Origin of the sequence: Streptomyces sp. CG 926, from assembly GCF_003148825.1 — a bacterium.
GTDB lineage: Bacteria > Actinomycetota > Actinomycetes > Streptomycetales > Streptomycetaceae > Streptomyces.
Map to the genome: position 1 here is coordinate 26,241 of NZ_QGGZ01000003.1, position 19,042 is coordinate 45,282.

Sequence of the window (19,042 nt, forward strand, 5' to 3'; positions counted from 1 at the left end):
GGCGGGTCGGCCGGTACGACGGGTGCCGCGGGCGCCGCGGGTGCGGCGCGTGCGGTGGTCGGGACGGGTCAGACGGTGACGCCGTTGGTGCGCAGGAAGGCGACCGGGTTGACGGCGGAGCCGTAGTTCGGGGTGGTGCGGATCTCGAAGTGCAGGTGCGGGCCGCTGGAGTTGCCGGTGTTGCCGGACAGGGCGATCCGCTGCGAGGCCTTGACCTTCTGGCCGATCTTGATCTGGATCTTCGAGAGGTGCGCGTACTGGGAGTACGTGTTGTTCGCGTGCTTGATCACGATGGCGTTGCCGTACGCGGGGCCGTCGCCGCCGCCGTTCGGGCCGGCCTTGACCACGACACCGGCGGCCGCGGCCTTGACCGGGGTGCCGACCGGGACGGCGAAGTCCTGGCCGGAGTGCTTGTGGGACCACATGGTGCCGCCCTTGCCGAAGGTGGCGGACAGCGTGTACTTCTCCAGCGGCTTGTCCCAGAGACCGGTCTTCGAGGCGCCCGCGGCACCGGCGGCGCCGGCGGCCTTGGCGGTGACGGCGGCCTGCGGGGCGTCTGCGAACGCGGCGGTCGTGCCCGCCCCGAGGGCCAGCACCGCACCGAGAGCGGTGGTGCCGACAGCGATACGGGTACGACGGGTGTAGACGCGCTTCGCGAACATGTGCAGACCTCCGGGGCCGGGGACAAGGGGGGTTTCACACCTGTAAGAGGCATGAAGTGACCCGGCACGATCGAGCGAGTGCCGGGCTGGCTCATCCTTGGTAACCCGCGCCCCGGGGCTTCCCCAAATGTCCCGATTACTAGTGGAACTCGTAGCGGCACCTGTGTGACGTGGCCCGTTGACGGTCCTTTTGCAGGGACGACGGTCCTCCGGCAGGGTGCTTTGGATCTACGAAACGACCTAGTACGTCCGTTTTGTCCTGTGCGGCTTGTCACCGGCGCCCAGGCCCATTGCGACCCAGGTCACTGGGCTCGACGCGTGGACGACCCGGCCGAGGAGACGTCGCGGGGCCCCGGGGCAACGGCCCCTGCCACCCGGCGAGTAGACAGGTGTGCGGCCACCGCCCTCACCACCGCCCCACCGCCGCCCCCGCCGCCCTGTACGCGCGCCCTGACCGCCGGTCCGCCTGTCGGGCCCGCCCGGCCTGCCCGTCGCCCCCCGTCGACCCCAGGACGACAAAGGGGCGGCCCCGGGACTCTTCAGTCCCGGGGCCGCCCCTTTTACCGCTCGGTCGCGCTTACGCGCCCTTCGACAGGTCCGGGCCGGAGCCCGTGGCCTCGATCGGGGGGAGGTCGGGCAGAGCCGACTTCTCCTCGCCGCGGAAGGTGAACTTGGCGTCCTCGCCCTCACCCTCCTTGCCGACGACCACGATCTGACCGGGACGCAGCTCGCCGAAGAGGATCTTCTCCGAGAGCAGGTCCTCGATCTCGCGCTGGATGGTCCGGCGCAGCGGGCGGGCGCCCATGATCGGGTCGTAGCCGCGCTTGGCGAGCAGGAGCTTGGCGTCACCGCTCAGCTCGATGCCCATGTCGCGGTCCTTGAGGCGCTCGTCGACCTTGGCGATCATGAGGTCGACGATCTGGATGATGTCTTCCTCGGTGAGCTGGTGGAAGACGACCGTGTCGTCGACACGGTTGAGGAACTCGGGCCGGAAGTGCTGCTTGAGCTCTTCGTTGACCTTCGCCTTCATCCGGTCGTATCCGGTCTTCGTGTCGCCCTGAGCCGCGAAGCCCAGGTTGAAGCCCTTCGAGATGTCCCGGGTACCCAGGTTGGTCGTCATGATGATGACCGTGTTCTTGAAGTCCACGACCCGGCCCTGGGAGTCGGTCAGGCGACCGTCCTCCAGGATCTGGAGAAGGGAATTGAAGATATCCGGGTGGGCCTTCTCGACCTCGTCGAAGAGGACGACGGAGAACGGCTTCCGGCGCACCTTCTCGGTGAGCTGGCCGCCCTCTTCGTAGCCCACGTAGCCGGGGGGCGAACCGAAGAGACGGGAAACCGTGTGCTTCTCGCTGAACTCCGACATGTCGAGGGAGATCAGCGCGTCCTCGTCGCCGAAGAGGAATTCGGCGAGCGTCTTGGAGAGCTCGGTCTTACCGACACCGGACGGACCGGCGAAGATGAACGAGCCACCCGGGCGCTTCGGGTCCTTCAGACCCGCACGGGTACGGCGGATCGCCTGGGAGAGCGCCTTGATGGCGTCCTTCTGGCCGATGACCCGACGGTGGAGCTCGTCCTCCATGCGGAGCAGTCGCGAGGACTCCTCCTCGGTGAGCTTGAAGACGGGAATGCCGGTCGCGGTCGCGAGGACCTCGGCGATGAGCTCGCCGTCGACCTCGGCGACGACGTCCATGTCGCCGGCCTTCCATTCCTTCTCGCGCTTGGTCTTCGCCGCCAGCAGCTGCTTCTCCTTGTCACGGAGAGACGCCGCCTTCTCGAAGTCCTGGGAGTCGATGGCCGACTCCTTGTCGCGGCGCACGCCCGCGATCTTCTCGTCGAACTCGCGGAGGTCCGGCGGTGCGGTCATCCGACGGATGCGCATCCGGGAGCCGGCCTCGTCGATCAGGTCGATCGCCTTGTCCGGGAGGAAGCGGTCCGAGATGTACCGGTCCGCCAGCGTCGCCGCCTGGACGAGGGCCTCGTCCGTGATGGAGACGCGGTGGTGGGCCTCGTAGCGGTCGCGCAGGCCCTTGAGGATCTCGATCGTGTGGGGGAGGGAAGGCTCCGCCACCTGGATCGGCTGGAAGCGGCGCTCGAGGGCCGCGTCCTTCTCGAGGTGCTTGCGGTACTCGTCGAGCGTCGTGGCACCGATGGTCTGGAGCTCACCACGGGCCAGCATGGGCTTGAGGATGCTGGCGGCGTCGATCGCGCCCTCGGCGGCGCCCGCACCCACGAGGGTGTGGAGCTCGTCGATGAACAGGATGATGTCGCCGCGGGTGCGGATCTCCTTGAGCACCTTCTTCAGGCGCTCCTCGAAGTCACCGCGGTAGCGGGAACCCGCGACCAGGGCGCCGAGGTCAAGCGTGTAGAGGTGCTTGTCCTTCAGCGTCTCGGGAACCTCGCCCTTGACGATCGCCTGGGCCAGGCCCTCGACGACGGCGGTCTTGCCGACGCCGGGCTCGCCGATGAGGACCGGGTTGTTCTTCGTACGGCGGGACAGCACCTGCATGACCCGCTCGATCTCCTTCTCGCGCCCGATGACCGGGTCGAGCTTGGATTCGCGGGCCGCCTGGGTGAGGTTGCGGCCGAACTGGTCCAGGACGAGCGAGGTCGAGGGCGTGCCCTCGGCCGGCCCGCCGGCCGTGGCCGACTCCTTGCCTCCACCGGTGTAGCCGGAGAGCAGCTGGATGACCTGCTGCCGGACTCGGTTGAGATCGGCGCCCAGCTTCACGAGGACCTGGGCGGCGACGCCCTCGCCCTCGCGGATCAGGCCGAGCAGGATGTGCTCGGTGCCGATGTAGTTGTGGCCGAGCTGGAGGGCCTCTCGGAGCGAAAGCTCCAGGACCTTCTTCGCCCGCGGGGTGAAGGGGATGTGGCCGGACGGGGCCTGCTGCCCCTGACCGATGATCTCCTCAACCTGCTGGCGAACAGCCTCGAGCGAAATCCCGAGGCTCTCCAGGGCCTTAGCGGCGACACCCTCACCCTCGTGGATCAAGCCCAGGAGGATGTGCTCGGTGCCGATGTAGTTGTGGTTGAGCATCCGGGCTTCTTCCTGAGCCAGGACGACAACCCGCCGCGCGCGGTCGGTGAACCTCTCGAACATCGTTTATCGCTCCTCAGAGCGGTCGGGCAGTTCGGGGTCGGTCCCCGCCCTGTCCTTCCGCATGCTAGTCCCGTGGGGCGGGACAGCTCATTCCAACTGCCGACATCCGTCCACGGCTCACCCCTGCATCAGCGGGAAAACCGGCTTGAACAGCCGACAACTGCTCCAACTCGATGGTGCGAGACGATGTTCCCGCAGGCCAGGCAGATACCCGTCATGCGTGTACGCCGACGGCGAACGCAAGCCCGTCAAATCAGCGTGTCGCCCCGATCCACTAGGAATGTCTTACCCGTAAGGACTGACACTCCATGCCGGTGGCACCGGTTCCCTCCGCTAAGGGCGAACACGGTTGCGTCCCGAATGCGGAGTCCGGAGTCCACGGATGTTTACGTTCCGCATGGTGATGAGTGCGGTGTGTCACATTGAGCGTAACCCGGAGGCGTTTCGGAAGTTGCTCCGGACATGGCCGTCACCCTCCCGCCGCTCGCCGCCCCGCCGACCGTGCCTGTGCCCCGCCCGGCGCCGGAGGAGGACGCGGACGCCTCCTGGTACCGCAGAGTGCTCGGCTGGACCGTCACGGGCGGGCCGCCGGCCCAGCTCGTGACCGGGATCCGGTTCGACGTGCTGGAGCTGCCGTCCGACGCGGGCGCCGCGCTGCTGCGCAGGCCCGTCGCCACGGGCCCGGTGGCCCTGATGGGGCGCCGGATGCGGTTCCTGGTGGCCGCGGGAAGCGCAGAGGAGCTGGACGGGCTGCTCGACTGGCTGGAGTGGGGCGGGGTCGCCCTCGATCTGACCGCCCTGGGTGCGGGTGGCCGGATCACCGCCCCGGTGCCGCCGGGGCAGGTCGTACGGGACGGGAGTCCCCGGGGGGCCGCCGTGTGGCTACGGCCCCCCGAGCAGGGGTGCGAGGCACTTCTGCCTGCCCTGTCCGGTCCCGGACAGGGTGCCGGTCCCGGGCGGGTGGGCGCCGGTCCCGATCTCGTGCGCCTGGTCTCCGCGGCGGCGACGGAATGCCACCGCGCGCGGCTCCGGCGCCGGACGCCCCCGCGGAGCGCCGTGGCCGGGCCTTGCCCGCGAGCCGGCCGGGTCAGTCCCTGACGGGTCAGCCCCGGTTCTCGTAGGCGTCGCGGATGTCCTGCGGTACGCGGCCGCGGTCGTTGACGCTGAGGCCCTGGGACTTCGCCCAGGCGCGGATCTCCGCGGTGTCCGGGTTGCCGGACGCCACGGCCGTACGACCCTTGGCGCGACCGGTGGACGCGCGGCCACCGGTGCGGCGGCCGCCCTTGGTGTACGGGTCGAGCAGACCGCGGAGCTTTTCAGCGTTGGCGGTGGTGAGGTCGATCTCGTAGGTCTTGCCATCCAGAGCGAACGTCACCGTCTCGTCCGCCTCGCCACCGTCGAGGTCGTCGACAAGAAGGACCTGAACCTTCTGTGCCACCGGGATTTCCTTTCATCGAAAAGCAGTACGCGGAAAGGAAACCGCTTTTGCCTGGAAAACACAAACCCCCGGGGAGAGGTTCGAGACCGCAACAGGGCGGGAAACGTACGCGATTCGGACATAGGCCACAGGGGGGCGGAGCACCGGAAAAGCTGGGGCCATCGATCAGAGGTGCAGAAGCATCCGACTGTTGCCCAAGGTGTTCGGCTTCACTCGTTCGAGACCGAGGAACTCGGCGACGCCCTCGTCATAGGAACGCAGCAGCTCCATGTAGACATCGGTCTTGACCGGGGTCTCGCCGATCTCGACGAAGCCGTGCTTCGCGAAGAACTCGACTTCGAAGGTGAGGCAGAAAACCCGGCTCACACCGAGGGTGCGGGCGGTACGCAACAACTGCTCCAGCACCTGATGCCCGACTCCGGCACCCTTCAAGCCCCGGTCGACGGCGAGAGTGCGTACTTCGGCAAGGTCTTCCCACATCACGTGGAGAGCGCCGCAGCCGACGACCTGACCGTCGGACTCGCGTTCCGCGACCCAGAACTCCTGGATGTCCTCGTAAAGCACGACCGGAGCTTTGTCGAGCAGGATCCGCTGCTCCACGTACTGGTCGAGGAGGCGGCGCAGCGCGGGAACATCACGCGTCCGGGCACGGCGGATCGTCACTGTTTCTGCATGTGCAGTGGAAAACTCTCCCATGGCTGCGGACGTTATCGCCCCGGCTCCTGCGGGCGCTCGTCGGACTCCCCCTCGGCCACGGGCGGGGCGGCGGGTTCGGGAGCGGGTTCGGGGGCGGCGTCAGCGCCCGACCCGTCGTCGTACTGGACCACGCGCACGGCGTCGCGGAGGGCTTCCCGCTGTTCCGCGGACATCATGCCGAAGAAGGCCACGAGGGCGGCCGCGGGGTTGTCGCTCGTCGACCAGGCTTCGTTCATCAGTGCGGCCGAGTAGGCGGCGCGGGTGGAGACCGCCGTATATCGATAGGCGCGGCCTTCGGCTTCCCGGCGGACCCAGCCCTTCTGATGAAGATTGTCCATAACGGTCATGACCGTGGTGTACGCGATGGACCGTTCCTGCTGGAGGTCTTCCAGTACTTCTCGCACGGTGACCGGGCGGTTCCACTGCCACACCCGTGTCATGACGGCGTCTTCGAGTTCTCCCAAGGGGCGAGGCACACCAGCACGATAGTGCGGCTTGTGCGGAATTGCCCGACCACTCGCTCGGCCACGCGCAAGAAAATCGGGCGCGCGGCCGGTGGAGCCGCGCGCCCGAGGGGCTTACTTCTGCTGCTGGGTGGCCTCGGCCCGGGCGAGCACGGCGTCGACCGCCGCGTCTTCCTTGGCCTTGTTGGAACCGCCCTGGCTCTTCACGATCGTCACGACGAGAGCGATGAAGAACGCGGCCATCACGAAGGGGGGCACGAGCGCGGAGACATAGTCCATGCCCCACAGCGTAGCTACCCGGCGGCCAGCCCGGCCTCCGGGGGCGGGGTGGGCTTGCGGCGCGGCGGGAACACCTCGCCAGGGGTCGGAATCGGCCGCTCCGGACGCGGCGGCTCCTTGGGCTGCGGGGCCGGGCGGGCCGGCTGGTCGTCCTTGTCCTTGCCGCCGGCCAGGGCCAGCAGCCGGGTCCGGGGCGCGGGGGCGGTGGACAGTCGTCTGCGTACGGAGCGCTCGGCGACCGTCCGGACCCGTTCCAGCAGCGCGGCGGCGACCGGATTGGCGCGGAGCGCGCGCAGGGCGGCGAGGTCGTCGGGCTCCGGTTCGTACCCGGCGGCCAGAGCGTCCTGCAGCAGTTCCAGGTAGCCGGAGAGGCTGCCGGGCAGGGCGCCTCGGTAGCGGACGAGGTCGGCGAGGAGGAACGCTCTGAGCCGGCTCGCCTCCTGGACCGCTTCGTCCACCGACTGCGCGAGACGCAGGCAGTCCTGGACCTCCTCGGCCGCCAGGGGGGCCGAGGAGGACTGAAGGGCGTGGGCGAGGAGGCGCCTGAGCAGGTGCAGCTCAGCGGCACTGAACGCCATGCCGCCGCGGGATCCGTAGGGCGTGGGCATGGGCCGAAGATACGCGCTAATCGGACAAAATCCCCTGATCGCGGGCGCGGCGCGCTCGGCGGGTCCCTCTGCCGGTCCCTTTCGGCCGGTCTCTTTCGGCCGGCCTCCGTCAGCCGGTCTCTTTGACCGCTCGCAGGAAGTCGGCCCAGGCCGCCTGGGTGGTGGCCAGTACGAGGTGGGCGGGGTCGGCGCGGTCGGCGACCTTGACGAGGGCCCCGGGGGCGGTGGCGACGTAGACGCAGGCGTCGCCCTCACTGCAGAACGAGGACTTCCGCCACGCGGGCTGAGTGGTCATGGTGTCTCCTCCGGGCGCGGTGGCCGGTAATTGCCGTCAATGACGGTAACGCCGTGGCCGGTCCGCGCCGGTGACTTTCGGGAATTCAGCGTTTCGCCGCCGCTTCCTTCCCTGGGGGTGTGCGGGTGCGGGTACCGCCGCGCGGGGGCCTGTCCCCGACCCGCCCCTTCCCGAAACCGGGCTCTGCCCGGACCCGCGCCTCAAACGCCGGCGCGGCTTGGTTTTCAGATCCGGGCCACGAAGGAGGAGACCGCTTCGTGGACGTCCGACTCCGTCCAGGACAGGCCCGGAGACGTGATTTCCAGTTCGGTCACCGCCAGGCCCGGCGGGCCCTCGGCGGACCAGCGGCGGAAGAGGACCGTGCCCGTCTCCTCGGCCTGTCGCAGGCCCGCCTCCGTCAGCCGGTCCGGCTCGTACGGGAGCCACACCTGGAACTGGTGGGTGTGCGGCTCCTCCGGGTGGACCCGGGCCCACGGAACCCCCGAGTCCGCGAAGGCCGAGCGCAGCGCCCCCGCCACCATCCGCGCCTGCGCCACGTAGGACGGCAGCCGCGGCAGCTCCCGTTCCAGTCCGGCCAGCGCCGACAGGGCCTGCGGGAACTGCCGGAAGATCTGGCCGCCGTAGCGGTGCCGCCAGACCCTGGTCTCCTCCACGAACGTCCGCGGCCCCGCCAGCGCCGCCCCGCTCAGGCCGCCGAGCGACTTGTAGAACGAGACGTACACCGAGTCCGCCAGGCCCGCGATCTCCGGCAGGGTGCGCCCGAAGTGGACGGTGGACTCCCACAGCCGGGCACCGTCGAAGTGGACGACCGCGTCCCGCTCCCGGGCCGCCTCGGTGAGCGCCTCCAGCTCCTCCCAGGTGGGCAGCAGGAAGCCGGCGTCGCGCAGCGGCAGCTCCACCATCAGCGTCCCGAAGGGCTCCCGCAGGGCCTCCACGTCCGCGGCGGACGGCTGGCGGGCCTCCGTCGTCGGGTGCGTCACCCGCAGTCCGGAGACGGCCGACAGCGCCTCCCCCTCCCAGCGCTCCGGATGGCTCATCGGGTGCAGCGCCACCACCGGGTTCCCGGTCCGGCCCGCCCAACAGCGCAGCGCGATCTGCTGCGCCATCGTGCCGCTGGGGAAGAACGCCGCGTCCTCGGTCCCCAGCAGCTCGGCGACCTTGGCCTCCAGCGCGGCGACCACGCCGTCGCCGTAGACGTCGGCCGGCCCGTCCATCTCGTACGGGGCTTCGGCGAGCGAGCCGAGCAGCTCCCCCACGGTCGGCTCCAGCAGGCTGCGGGAGAGCTTGCGCTCCGCCCCTCGCCAGGCCGCGACCAGCCGCTTCGTACGTTCGGTGTCCTCGCTGTCGTCACTCATGGCAAAGATCCTCGCTCCACTCGCCGCCGACCGGCCAACTGCCCCAGGAGCTAGCATGGCGGCGTATCGTCCGGTACCCCCCGCGGACTGGAACGGAAGGGCCCTCCCCGCGTGAATCCATCACAGCAGCCACGCCCTGCCCGGCTCGCCGTCGGCGTCGTCGGAGCCGGCCGCGTCGGCCCCGCGCTGGCGTGTGCGCTCCAGCAGGCCGGGCACCGGCCCGTCGCCGTCTCCGGAGTCTCCGACACGTCCGTGCGCCGGGCCGCGCGGATGCTGCCCGATGTGCCGCTCGTACCGCCCGCCCAGGTGTTGGAGCTGGCCGACCTGGTGCTCCTGACCGTCCCCGACGACGCGCTGCCGTCCCTGGTGGAGGGCCTCGCCGAGACCGGCGCGGTCCGGCCCGGACAGCTCCTGGTGCACACCTCCGGCCGGTACGGGACCGCCGTGCTCGACCCCGCGCGCCGCGCGGGCGCCCTCCCGCTGGCCCTGCACCCGGCGATGACCTTCACCGGCACCGAGGTGGACGTGCAGCGGCTCGCGGGCTGCTCCTTCGGCGTCACCGCCCCCGACGAGCTGCGCCTGGCCGCGGAGGCCCTGGTCATCGAGATGGGCGGGGAGCCCGAGTGGATCGCGGAGGAGAACCGTCCGCTCTACCACGCGGCCCTGGCCCTCGGCGCGAACCACCTGGTCACCCTGGTCGCCCAGTCGATGGAGCTGCTGGCGAAGGCCGGGGTGGAGCACCCCGACCGGATGCTGGGCCCGCTGCTCGGCGCGGCCCTCGACAACGCCCTGCGCTCCGGTGACGCCGCCCTGACCGGACCGGTGGCCCGCGGGGACGCCGGTACGGTCGCCGCGCACGTCTCGGAGCTGCGCCGGCACGCGCCGGCCGCGGTCTCCGGCTACCTGGCGATGGCCCGCACCACCGCGGACCGGGCCCTCGCCCACGGTCTGCTCAAGCCCGAACTCGCCGAGGACCTGCTCGGTGTGCTCGCCGACACGGAGTCCGACGGAGGCGACCGGTGACCGACCTGCTGCTGCACACCGCCGAGGAGCTGCACAAGCTGTCGCGCACCGGCCGCCGGGCCGTGGTGATGACCATGGGCGCCCTGCACGAGGGCCACGCCACCTTGATCCGCACGGCCCGCGAACTGGCCGGCCCCCAGGGGCAGGTCGTGGTCACCGTCTTCGTCAACCCCCTGCAGTTCGGGGCCGGCGAGGACCTCGACCGCTACCCGCGCACCCTCGACGCGGACCTGGTGATCGCCGAAGAGGCGGGCGCCGACGCGGTGTTCGCCCCCGCCGTCGACGAGGTCTACCCGGGCGGCGACCCGCAGGTGCGTATCACCGCCGGCCCGATGGGCGAGCGCCTCGAAGGGGCCACCCGCCCCGGGCACTTCGACGGCATGCTGACCGTCGTCGCCAAGCTGCTCCACCTCACCCGCCCCGACCTGGCGCTCTTCGGCCAGAAGGACGCGCAGCAACTGGCGCTGATCCGGCGGATGGTGACCGACCTGAACTTCCCCGTCGAGGTGGTCGGCGTACCGACCGTCCGCGAGGAGGACGGGCTCGCGCTGTCGTCCCGCAACCGCTACCTCTCCACCGCCGAGCGGCACACCGCCCTGGCCCTGTCCCGCGCCCTGTTCGCCGGTCGCGACCGGCTCGCCGCGCAGGCCGCGCTGCGCGCCCGCGCCGAGGCCTCCCCGGCCAGCGACGAGCGGGCCACCGCCCTGGCCCGGCTCGGCGAGATCCGCGCCTCCGCCGACGCGCACGCCGTGTCGGCGGCCGTCTCCACGGCCGGCTCCGGACTGCCGGACGCCGTACGGGCCGCCGCGCTGCACATCCTGGACGAGGCGGGCCGGCACGAGCCGCCACTCGTACTGGACTACCTGGCGCTGGTGGACCCGCTGGACTTCACCGAGACCGGATCGGACTTCACCGGGCGGGCCGTGCTGGCCGTCGCCGCGAAGGTGGGCGCGACCCGACTGATCGACAACATCCCATTGGAATTCGGAGCACACTCGTGAGCACACCGGGCAGAGGCATCCCGTCGGGCGGGGCAGGCGCGGGCACCGGCATACGGCTGCACGCACCGGCCCCCGGCTGGTCCCTCGACGCCGACGTCGTGGTCGTCGGTTCCGGCGTGGCGGGTCTGACCGCCGCGCTGCGCTGCGCCGCCGGGGGCCGCCGTACGGTCGTGGTCACCAAGGCCCGGCTCGACGACGGATCCACCCGCTGGGCCCAGGGCGGGATCGCCGCGGCCCTCGGCGAGGGCGACACCCCCGAGCAGCACCTCGACGACACCCTGGTCGCCGGTGCGGGCCTGTGCGACGAGGAGGCCGTCCGGCTGCTCGTCACCGAGGGTCCCGACGCGGTACGGCGGCTGATGGCCACCGGCGCGGTCTTCGACACCTCCACCGAGACCGGCGAGATAGAACTGACCCGCGAGGGCGGGCACCACCGCCGCCGGATCGCGCACGCGGGCGGCGACGCCACCGGCGCCGAGATCTCCCGGGCGCTCGTCGAGGCCGTCCAGGCCGCGGGCATCGAGACCGTGGAGAACGCCCTCGTCCTGGACCTGCTGCAGGACGCCGAGGGCCGTACGGCCGGTGTCACCCTGCACGTCATGGGCGAGGGCCAGCACGACGGGGTCGGCGCCGTGCACGCGCCCGCCGTGATCCTCGCGACCGGCGGTATGGGCCAGGTCTTCTCCGCGACCACCAACCCGTCGGTGTCCACCGGGGACGGCGTGGCGCTGGCGCTGCGGGCCGGCGCCGAGGTCTCCGACCTCGAATTCGTGCAGTTCCACCCGACGGTGCTCTTCCTCGGCCCGGACGCCGAGGGCCAGCAGCCGCTGGTGTCGGAGGCGGTCCGGGGCGAGGGCGCGTACCTCGTCGACGCGGACGGCGTGCGCTTCATGCAGGGGCAGCACGAGCTCGCCGAGCTGGCGCCCCGCGACATCGTCGCCAAGGGCATCATGCGCCGCATGCAGGAGCAGGGCGCGCAGCACATGTACCTCGACGCCCGGCACTTCGGCGCGCGGATGTGGGAGCAGCGCTTCCCGACCATCCTGGCCGCCTGCCGCTCGCACGGCATCGACCCGGTGACCGAGCCGATCCCGGTGGCGCCCGCCGCGCACTACGCGTCCGGCGGCGTCCGGACCGACCTGCACGGGCGGACCACGGTCCCCGGCCTGTACGCCTGCGGCGAGGTCGCCTGCACCGGTGTGCACGGCGCGAACCGGCTGGCCTCCAACTCCCTGCTGGAGGGGCTGGTCTTCGCCGAGCGGATCGCCGAGGACATCGTCGCCGAGCGCGCCGCCGGCAGCGGGCCGGGCATACCGGTCCCGGCGACCGGTCCGCTGCAGCCCGGCGCGGCCCGGTTCGAGGTCCAGCGGATCATGACGGAGGGCGCGGGCGTGCTCCGCTCCGCCGATTCGCTCAGCGCCGCGGCCGAAGCCCTCGAAGCGCTGTACGCCACCGCCCTGAACGACCTGGAAGCGCACGGCAAGACCGCCGAGCCGGGCGTGGACACCTGGGAGGCCACGAACCTGCTGTGCGTGGCGCGGGTCCTGGTCGCCGCGGCGCAGCGACGGGTGGAGACCCGCGGCTGCCACTGGCGCGAGGACCACCCCGAGCGGGACGATGCGCACTGGCGGCGCCATCTCGTCGTCCGGCTCTCGGCGACCGAGAAGCGCGCGCTGGTCGTCGTACCCACCGACTCCGCGGACTTCCCGTCCGTGCACCCCCTGAGCAACCCGAGCCTGGAGCAGTGACCGTGAGCACCCCCGAACTTCCCCTGATCGACCAGAACGACGGCGGCTGCGGCGACGACTGCGCCTGCGGCGACGGCGAGGAGAGCGGCCTGGACCCGGCGCTGGCGCAGCTGCTGGCCGACGCCGGCCTGGACCCGATCGAGGTCGAGGACATCGCGCACATGGCGCTGTCGGAGGACCTGGACGGCGGTGTGGACGTGACGACGGTCGCGACCGTGCCGGAGGAGGCCGAGGCCGTCGCCGACTTCGTCGCGCGCGAGGACGGCGTCGTGGCCGGTCTGCGGATCGCCGAGGCCGTGTTCTCCGTGGTGTGCACCGAGGCCTTCGAGGTGGAGCGGCACGCGGAGGACGGCGACAGCGTCACGGCCGGTCAGCTGCTGCTGTCCGTGCGCTCGCGCACCCGTGACCTGCTCACTGCGGAGCGCAGCGCGCTGAACATCATGTGCCGACTGTCGGGCATCGCGACGGCCACCCGCCGCTGGGCCGACGTGCTGGAGGGCACCTCGGCGAAGGTCCGCGACACCCGCAAGACCACGCCGGGCCTGCGCTCGCTGGAGAAGTACGCGGTGCGCTGCGGCGGCGGCGTCAACCACCGGATGTCGCTCTCGGACGCGGCGCTGGTCAAGGACAACCACGTGGTGGCGGCGGGCGGTGTCGCGCAGGCGTTCAAGGCCGTGCGCGAGGCCTTCCCGGAGGTCCCCATCGAGGTCGAGGTCGACACGATGGAGCAGATCGGCGAGGTCCTTCAGGCCGGCGCCGACCTGATCCTGCTGGACAACTTCACGGTCGCGCAGACCGCCGAGGCCGTGGCCCTGGTGGCCGGCCGCGCCGTGCTGGAGTCCTCGGGCCGTCTCACCCTGGACACCGCCCGGGCGTACGCGCAGACCGGCGTGGACTACCTGGCCGTCGGCGCGCTGACCCACTCCTCGCCGATCCTGGACATCGGGCTCGATCTGCGTGAGGCGGTGTAACCCGTGCTCCTCACCATCGACGTAGGCAACACCCATACGGTCCTGGGCCTGTTCGACGGTGACGAGATCGTCGAGCACTGGCGCATCTCGACCGACCCGCAGCGCACGGCCGACGAGATGGCCGTGCTGCTGCAGGGGCTGATGGGCATGCACCCGATGCTCGGCAGCGAGCTCGGCGACGGGATCCACGGCATCGCGATCTGCTCGGCGGTGCCGTCGGTCCTGCACGAGCTGCGCGAGGTGACCCGGCGCTACTACGGCGACGTACCCGCGGTGATCGTGGAACCGGGCACCAAGACGGGCGTGCCGATCCTCATGGACAACCCCAAGGAGGTCGGGGCGGACCGCATCGTGAACGCGGTCGCGGTGGTCGAGCTCTACGGGGGTCCGGCGATCGTGGTCGACCTCGGCACGGCGACCACCTTCGACGCGGTGTCCGCGAAGGGCGAGTACGTGGGCGGGGTGATCTCCCCGGGTATCGAGATCTCGATGGACGCGCTCGGCGTACGGGGTGCCCAGCTGCGGAAGATCGAGCTGGCCAGGCCTCGCAACGTGATCGGGAAGTCCACGGTCGAGGCGATGCAGTCGGGCGTGGTCTACGGCTTCGCGGGACAGGTCGACGGGGTCGTGACCCGGATGGCGAAGGAGCTGGCCGGTCCGCACGGGAACCCGGACGACGTGCGGGTCATCGCCACGGGCGGGCTGGCACCGATGGTGCTGGGCGAGTCCTCGGTGATCGACGACCACGAGCCGTGGCTGACGCTCATCGGCCTGCGACTGGTGTACCAGCGCAACGCGCCCAGCTTCGACTAGCGCGGCGGCGGGGTCCCGGGCCGGGTCGGGCTCGGGGGCCTCGCCGGATCAGCACGCCCGCGGGCGGACGAATATCCGGCGCAGGGCGGCGCGCCAGGGGTGGCGGGCCGGTCTGCCGTCCATCACGGCTCTGGCCTGCTCGTACGTGCGGAGCGAGCGGAGCACGGCCACGTCGTCGCGGCCGGGCGGCGGAGGCATCGGGGCGCCCTGCTGGGAGGCTCGGTAGGTGTCGATCATGTACTGCTCGATGGCGGTCATGACTCAAGCCTCACCCCGTCGGCGGCATCCCGCACGACAGTTGACGTTCCCCGTCAATCGACGGCTCGAAAGCGCCTCCGTGGCCGGTAACGATCACTCGTCCGGCCGCCGTGCCGGGCCGCCGGCGGCCACCCGTACGGCGGGGCCCAAGGGCCCACCCCGACGTCGGTGTGGTGCGCGGAACGACAGAATGGCCTGATGAGCGTCACCATCGACATCGCAGGCCTGCCCACCGAGCGGATCACTTTCGCGCCTTCGCCGCTCGCCGAGCTCTGCATGGCCCTGCACGCGCTCTCCCAGCCCGCGCACCACCCCGGGTTGGCCTCCTGGACCACCGCCACCGCCGCCTCGCTCGATCCGTGCCTCGCGGATCGGCTGCTGGAGGCCGACTTCATGTGGCGGAGTTCCTTCTCGGACATCTTCATGCCCTTCGCCGGGCTGCCCGGCGGGACCGGGCGGCCCGCCGCGTCGCTGGCCGAGGCGCTGGACGTGCTGGACCGGCTGGACGACGAGCGGTTCGTGCGGGCCGCCCTGGAACAGTGCTGGCTGGCGCTCTACAACGAGGGCGGCCCGTCCTCCTCGCCGCTGGCCGACCCCGCGGCGCGGGCCAAGGCGCTGGAGACGGCCGCCGCCCGCGGCCCGCGCCAGCTGGCCTTCTCCATCCGGCTGCTCGACGACACGGCCTCCGTACGGGTGTGGATGCGGCGTCTCCTGGAGGACTGCGACGAGGCCTTCTTCGCCGAGACGTGGAAGCGCGTCGAGCCCGGGCAGAGCGCCGACGCCCGGCACAAGACGGAGGTGCTGCGCCGCAAGGGGCTGCCGACCGTGTTGAAGGAGGTCTCGGCGGCGCTGAGTGTGGACGCCGGCGGCACCACCATCACCGCCGACAAGATGGTCCACGGATCGACGACCGCGACCGATCCCCGAATAGGCGCCGGCCTGGTCTTCGTACCGACCAACTTCGGCTGGCCGCATCTGCTGGTGCTGCACGCGCCGGGCTGGCGACCGGTGGTCCACTATCCGCTCGGCTCCCCCGAACTGAGCGCCGAGCCCGGCTCGGTGGAGCTGCTGCAGCGGCGGATGGAGGCGCTTGCGCATCCCATGCGGATGATGCTGTGCCGGAGTCTGGCCCGGGCCCCGTTCACGACGAGCGAGCTGGCGACCGTGTACGGGATCACCGCGCCGGAGGTGTCGCGGCATCTGGCCGTCCTGAAGAAGGCCGGTCTGATGCACACGCGCCGTCAGGGTCGGTACGCCCAGCACCAGTTGGATCTGCCGGCGGTGGCGCGCATCGGATCGGACTTCATCGAGGGCATCCTCCGCTAGGACGAACCACCGCGCCGTTGGCTTGATTTGTGCGGCCCGGATTCACCGATATACGGAATTCATAAACCGGAATCAGCGAAAACTCTGGCCATGGTGGCCACTTGCTGTCTAACGTGCGTCCACCGATCCCCCACGTAACGCGCACCACTTCTGCTCACGCGCTCCGCCTTGCTGTGCCCTGCTCCGCCCTGCCCTGCCCTGCTCTGCTCGCCTTTGTCGTGGAAGGACCTTCATGCCCTCACGCCGTATAGCCGCAGCAACCGCCGCCCTGGCAGCCGTAGCCCTCGTCTCGCCGTTGCTGCTGGCCGGACCGGCCGGAGCCACCGGAAGCCCGCAGAGCGACGCCGCCCGCGGTGACGCGCTCGCCAGGAAGCTGGTCAAGGACGCGACCGGCAAGGGCGCCTACAACCACCTCAAGGTGCTCCAGTCGCTCGCCGACTACAACAACGGCAACCGCGCGGCCGGATCCAAGGGCCACGAGCAGTCGGCCAAGTACATCGAGGCGGTGATGAAGGCGGCCGGCTACAAGGTCACCCGCAACGAGTTCGACTTCGTCTTCGTCGAGACGATCGAGGAGAAGCTGACCGTGGGCGGCGCGAACGAGCGCGACGTCCCGATCCACCTGATGACCTACACGGCGAGCTCCCCGGAGGGCGGTGTGACGGCCCCGGTCGCCGTCGCCCCGGTCGACGCGGACGGGACGAACGGCTGCGAGCCGGGTGACTTCGCCTCCGGCACCTTCACCGGCAAGATCGCCCTGATCAAGCGCGGTGGCTGCACCTTCGCGGTGAAGCAGCAGAACGCGGCGGCTGCCGGCGCCGTCGGCGCGGTCATCTTCAACAACACCGCGGGCGGCCTGAACGGCACCATCGGCGACCCGACCCTCGGCAAGATCCCGACGGGCGGCATCACCCAGGAGGACGGCGAGAAGCTCACCGCCGAGGCCGCCGCCGGTCCGGTCGAGCTCACCCTCGACATCCGTGAGCTGCGCGAGAACCGCAAGACCTTCAACGTCATCGCCGAGACCACGGGCGGCGACGAGAACAACACCGTCTTCCTCGGCTCGCACCTCGACTCGGTCGCGGCCGGCCCGGGCATCAACGACAACGGCTCCGGCTCGGCGGGCATCCTCCAGGTCGCCCAGCGGCTCGCGAGCGAGCAGAAGAAGGTCAAGAACAAGGTCAAGTTCGCCTGGTGGTCGGCGGAGGAGTTCGGCCTCCTCGGCTCCGAGGCGTACGTCGCCGGACTGACGGACGAGCAGAAGAAGCAGATCAAGCTCTACCTGAACTTCGACATGATCGCCTCGCCGAACGCCGCCTACTTCGTCTACGACGGCGACGACTCGGACGCGACCGGCTCGGGCCCCGGCCCCGTGGGCTCCGCCCAGTTGGAGAAGGGGATCAACGACTTCCTCGATTCCAAGAAGATCCCGCACGAGGGCACGGACTTCTCGGGCCGCTCGGACTACGGCCCCTTCATCGAGGTGGGCATCCCCTCCGGCGGCACCTTCACCGGCGCCGAGGGCATCAAGACCCCGGAGCAGGCCGCGAAGTTCGGCGGCCAGGCGGGCGTCGCCTACGACGTGAACTACCACGGCAAGGGTGACGACATCACCAACATCGACCAGAAGGCGCTCGACATCAACGTCGACGTCATCGCGGACGCGGTCGGCCACTACGCGCACGACCTGGCCCCGCTGTCGAAGCCGGTCGTCTCGCAGCCCACGGGCGGCTCGGGCAGCGGCGGCGGCCTCCACCAGGGCCACGACGAGGTCACGCAGTAGCGGTGAGCAGGTGAGGCGCAGGGCCGGGATCCGCCACTGGATCCCGGCCCTGCGCGCGTCTGCCCGGCGCCGCTCGCCGTCGCCAAGTGCGGTGCCTCGACACCGTCGTGTGGTTGAAGGGGTAACCGTGGTGAATGCTGGCATCCACGCCCTCGGCGGCGCATGATGGAGATAGTGCTCTCACCCACATGGACGCAGCAGCGTGCCGGCCCTCTCGGCTCCCACGCCCGTCCCCACACATGGGGTGGTCGATGTCGCATCGAGTGGCTCATCACTCGGACTCCCACCCAGGCAGCACGCATCACGGAAGGACGGACACCGTGGCCGTTCTCAAACTTTCGCTGTTCTCGAACAACTTCCCCGATTTTTTCGTCATCGATCACAGCGGCCTCGCCGACATCGCGAAGATCGAAACCGAACAGGACCGCCGGGACGCCACGTTCCGATGGACCGGCACCAGCCTGGTGACCTTCGGCGGAACAGGAATGCTGGTACGGGCAGTTGCCCCGCCCGGGTTCTGCCTCCGTATCGCGACGTTCGACGACTTCCGCATCCACAGCAAGTTCTTCACCGGGATCATCGACCCCCAGGTCAAGGCCGAGGTCATCGAGGAATCGACCTTCGTCATGCAGGCGGCGGAAATCGACCCGAACCAGGCGTCGTTCCGGTCGGTGAAGTTCCCGGACCGGTTCATCCGGCACCGGAATTTCGAACTCTTCGCCGAGCCGGTGGTGACCATCGACGACATGCAGTCCGCCTGCTTCAGGATCGCCTCGCCGCTCCACCCGGAGGAGTTCTAGACGCGCGGACGCGGCTCGCGGCCCGAGGAGAGACGCGATGCTTCACATCAAGTTCTGGGACGTGTTCTGTCCCGCGCTGGGCGGCGTGTTCGAAACGATCGTCCTTCGTGTGGACGAAGAGGAGATCTTCCACGGGCCCATCGAACAAGGCGAAACCCTCACGGTCGACGTGAGGATCCCGTTCGAGACCATGGCGGTCGAACTGGGCACCAGTGAGACCGACGGGCTGGGGAACCCCACCGGCCCGTTCCGTCACTTCGTGTACCTGGAGGAGGTGGGCGCGTCGCAGGTCGAGGAACACGACTCCTTGGACCTCGACCTCTTCCACGACTCGCCGCACCCGCAGCGGGCCCACTTCCGCAGCAAGATCCCGGGCCACGGAGGGAAGTTCGAACTCGGCTTCAGCCTGCCGGGCTGAC

General features: G+C 70.5%; 20 protein-coding genes. 10 read left to right on the top strand and 10 right to left on the bottom strand.

Annotated elements, in window-relative coordinates; genetic code table 11:
* Positions 1–68 precede the first annotated feature (68 nt).
* Positions 69–662: a M23 family metallopeptidase gene (locus BCL76_RS08665; protein WP_109778941.1), complete on the bottom strand. Its 594-nt coding sequence runs from the start codon at positions 660–662 to the stop codon at positions 69–71.
* A gap of 577 nt (positions 663–1,239) precedes the next feature.
* Positions 1,240–3,765, bottom strand: a complete 2,526-nt coding sequence (locus tag BCL76_RS08670; protein WP_109778942.1) for an ATP-dependent Clp protease ATP-binding subunit — start codon at positions 3,763–3,765, stop codon at positions 1,240–1,242.
* 462 nt (positions 3,766–4,227) lie between these two features.
* Here BCL76_RS08670 and BCL76_RS08680 point away from each other — a divergent pair, with 462 nt between their 5' ends.
* A complete protein-coding gene (locus tag BCL76_RS08680) occupies positions 4,228–4,863 on the top strand; it encodes an SCO3374 family protein (protein ID WP_109778943.1) in 636 nt (211 codons plus the stop codon).
* A 4-nt stretch (positions 4,864–4,867) separates the two neighbouring features.
* Here BCL76_RS08680 and BCL76_RS08685 read toward each other — a convergent pair whose 3' ends face one another.
* The 7 genes from BCL76_RS08685 to BCL76_RS08710 all read right to left on the bottom strand — a co-directional run bounded on the left by BCL76_RS08685 (position 4,868) and on the right by BCL76_RS08710 (position 8,900).
* Entirely contained in the window at positions 4,868–5,203 is a 336-nt protein-coding gene (locus BCL76_RS08685) for a histone-like nucleoid-structuring protein Lsr2 (protein ID WP_030009902.1), read from the bottom strand.
* A gap of 165 nt (positions 5,204–5,368) precedes the next feature.
* On the bottom strand, positions 5,369–5,899 hold the full coding sequence (locus BCL76_RS08690) for an amino-acid N-acetyltransferase (RefSeq protein WP_030756251.1): 531 nt from the start codon (positions 5,897–5,899) through the stop codon (positions 5,369–5,371).
* Between the two features lie 11 nt (positions 5,900–5,910).
* Positions 5,911–6,375: a BlaI/MecI/CopY family transcriptional regulator gene (locus BCL76_RS08695; protein ID WP_109778944.1), complete on the bottom strand. Its 465-nt coding sequence runs from the start codon at positions 6,373–6,375 to the stop codon at positions 5,911–5,913.
* 102 nt (positions 6,376–6,477) lie between these two features.
* Positions 6,478–6,642, bottom strand: coding sequence for a hypothetical protein (locus BCL76_RS38855; RefSeq protein ID WP_030727064.1), 165 nt, complete (start codon positions 6,640–6,642; stop codon positions 6,478–6,480).
* A gap of 14 nt (positions 6,643–6,656) precedes the next feature.
* The gene (locus tag BCL76_RS08700; protein ID WP_181382480.1) at positions 6,657–7,250 is read right to left on the bottom strand and encodes a hypothetical protein; all 594 of its coding nucleotides are present in this window, start codon (positions 7,248–7,250) and stop codon (positions 6,657–6,659) included.
* Positions 7,251–7,359: 109 nt separating this feature from the next.
* Positions 7,360–7,545: a DUF397 domain-containing protein gene (locus BCL76_RS08705; protein WP_030389722.1), complete on the bottom strand. Its 186-nt coding sequence runs from the start codon at positions 7,543–7,545 to the stop codon at positions 7,360–7,362.
* A 224-nt stretch (positions 7,546–7,769) separates the two neighbouring features.
* Positions 7,770–8,900, bottom strand: a complete 1,131-nt coding sequence (locus BCL76_RS08710; protein ID WP_109778946.1) for a threonine aldolase family protein — start codon at positions 8,898–8,900, stop codon at positions 7,770–7,772.
* Between the two features lie 111 nt (positions 8,901–9,011).
* Here BCL76_RS08710 and BCL76_RS08715 point away from each other — a divergent pair, with 111 nt between their 5' ends.
* From BCL76_RS08715 to BCL76_RS08735, 5 genes are read left to right on the top strand one after another with little or no spacing between them, the layout of a single operon-like run.
* Positions 9,012–9,923, top strand: a complete 912-nt coding sequence (locus BCL76_RS08715; protein ID WP_109778947.1) for a Rossmann-like and DUF2520 domain-containing protein — start codon at positions 9,012–9,014, stop codon at positions 9,921–9,923.
* Positions 9,920–10,924, top strand: a complete 1,005-nt coding sequence (gene panC, locus BCL76_RS08720; protein WP_109778948.1) for a pantoate--beta-alanine ligase — start codon at positions 9,920–9,922, stop codon at positions 10,922–10,924. Before BCL76_RS08715 ends, panC begins: the two co-directional genes overlap by 4 nt.
* Positions 10,921–12,672, top strand: coding sequence for an L-aspartate oxidase (locus BCL76_RS08725; RefSeq protein ID WP_258309472.1), 1,752 nt, complete (start codon positions 10,921–10,923; stop codon positions 12,670–12,672). Before panC ends, BCL76_RS08725 begins: the two co-directional genes overlap by 4 nt.
* A gap of 2 nt (positions 12,673–12,674) precedes the next feature.
* Positions 12,675–13,643: a carboxylating nicotinate-nucleotide diphosphorylase gene (gene nadC / locus BCL76_RS08730; protein WP_109778949.1), complete on the top strand. Its 969-nt coding sequence runs from the start codon at positions 12,675–12,677 to the stop codon at positions 13,641–13,643.
* Between the two features lie 3 nt (positions 13,644–13,646).
* Positions 13,647–14,456: a type III pantothenate kinase gene (locus BCL76_RS08735; RefSeq protein WP_030756228.1), complete on the top strand. Its 810-nt coding sequence runs from the start codon at positions 13,647–13,649 to the stop codon at positions 14,454–14,456.
* A 48-nt stretch (positions 14,457–14,504) separates the two neighbouring features.
* On the opposite strand, the gene BCL76_RS08740 is transcribed toward BCL76_RS08735, so the two are convergent.
* On the bottom strand, positions 14,505–14,714 hold the full coding sequence (locus BCL76_RS08740) for a hypothetical protein (protein WP_109778950.1): 210 nt from the start codon (positions 14,712–14,714) through the stop codon (positions 14,505–14,507).
* Between the two features lie 198 nt (positions 14,715–14,912).
* Here BCL76_RS08740 and BCL76_RS08745 point away from each other — a divergent pair, with 198 nt between their 5' ends.
* From BCL76_RS08745 to BCL76_RS08760, 4 genes are all read left to right on the top strand, one after another.
* Positions 14,913–16,040 carry a DUF5937 family protein gene (locus BCL76_RS08745; RefSeq protein ID WP_109778951.1) on the top strand — a complete coding sequence of 376 codons (1,128 nt, stop codon included), beginning with the start codon at positions 14,913–14,915 and terminating at the stop codon, positions 16,038–16,040.
* A gap of 232 nt (positions 16,041–16,272) precedes the next feature.
* The gene (locus tag BCL76_RS08750; protein WP_109778952.1) at positions 16,273–17,823 is read left to right on the top strand and encodes a M28 family metallopeptidase; all 1,551 of its coding nucleotides are present in this window, start codon (positions 16,273–16,275) and stop codon (positions 17,821–17,823) included.
* 320 nt (positions 17,824–18,143) lie between these two features.
* On the top strand, positions 18,144–18,623 hold the full coding sequence (locus BCL76_RS08755; protein WP_181382481.1) for an AbfB domain-containing protein: 480 nt from the start codon (positions 18,144–18,146) through the stop codon (positions 18,621–18,623).
* A gap of 37 nt (positions 18,624–18,660) precedes the next feature.
* Positions 18,661–19,041 carry a hypothetical protein gene (locus BCL76_RS08760; RefSeq protein ID WP_109778954.1) on the top strand — a complete coding sequence of 127 codons (381 nt, stop codon included), beginning with the start codon at positions 18,661–18,663 and terminating at the stop codon, positions 19,039–19,041.
* Position 19,042 lies beyond the last annotated feature (1 nt).

Bases quoted from the DNA above. Each gene is read 5' to 3' on its own strand.
- BCL76_RS08750 (WP_109778952.1), top strand. From the start codon at position 16,273: ATGCCCTCACGCCGTATAGCCGCAGCAACCGCCGCCCTGGCAGCCGTA.
- BCL76_RS08690 (WP_030756251.1), bottom strand. From the start codon at position 5,899: ATGGGAGAGTTTTCCACTGCACATGCAGAAACAGTGACGATCCGCCGT.
- BCL76_RS08710 (WP_109778946.1), bottom strand. From the start codon at position 8,900: ATGAGTGACGACAGCGAGGACACCGAACGTACGAAGCGGCTGGTCGCG.
- BCL76_RS08740 (WP_109778950.1), bottom strand. From the start codon at position 14,714: ATGACCGCCATCGAGCAGTACATGATCGACACCTACCGAGCCTCCCAG.
- BCL76_RS08700 (WP_181382480.1), bottom strand. From the start codon at position 7,250: ATGCCCACGCCCTACGGATCCCGCGGCGGCATGGCGTTCAGTGCCGCT.
- BCL76_RS08680 (WP_109778943.1), top strand. From the start codon at position 4,228: ATGGCCGTCACCCTCCCGCCGCTCGCCGCCCCGCCGACCGTGCCTGTG.
- BCL76_RS08665 (WP_109778941.1), bottom strand. From the start codon at position 662: ATGTTCGCGAAGCGCGTCTACACCCGTCGTACCCGTATCGCTGTCGGC.
- BCL76_RS08745 (WP_109778951.1), top strand. From the start codon at position 14,913: ATGAGCGTCACCATCGACATCGCAGGCCTGCCCACCGAGCGGATCACT.
- BCL76_RS08705 (WP_030389722.1), bottom strand. From the start codon at position 7,545: ATGACCACTCAGCCCGCGTGGCGGAAGTCCTCGTTCTGCAGTGAGGGC.
- BCL76_RS08670 (WP_109778942.1), bottom strand. From the start codon at position 3,765: ATGTTCGAGAGGTTCACCGACCGCGCGCGGCGGGTTGTCGTCCTGGCT.
- BCL76_RS08760 (WP_109778954.1), top strand. From the start codon at position 18,661: ATGCTTCACATCAAGTTCTGGGACGTGTTCTGTCCCGCGCTGGGCGGC.
- BCL76_RS38855 (WP_030727064.1), bottom strand. From the start codon at position 6,642: ATGGACTATGTCTCCGCGCTCGTGCCCCCCTTCGTGATGGCCGCGTTC.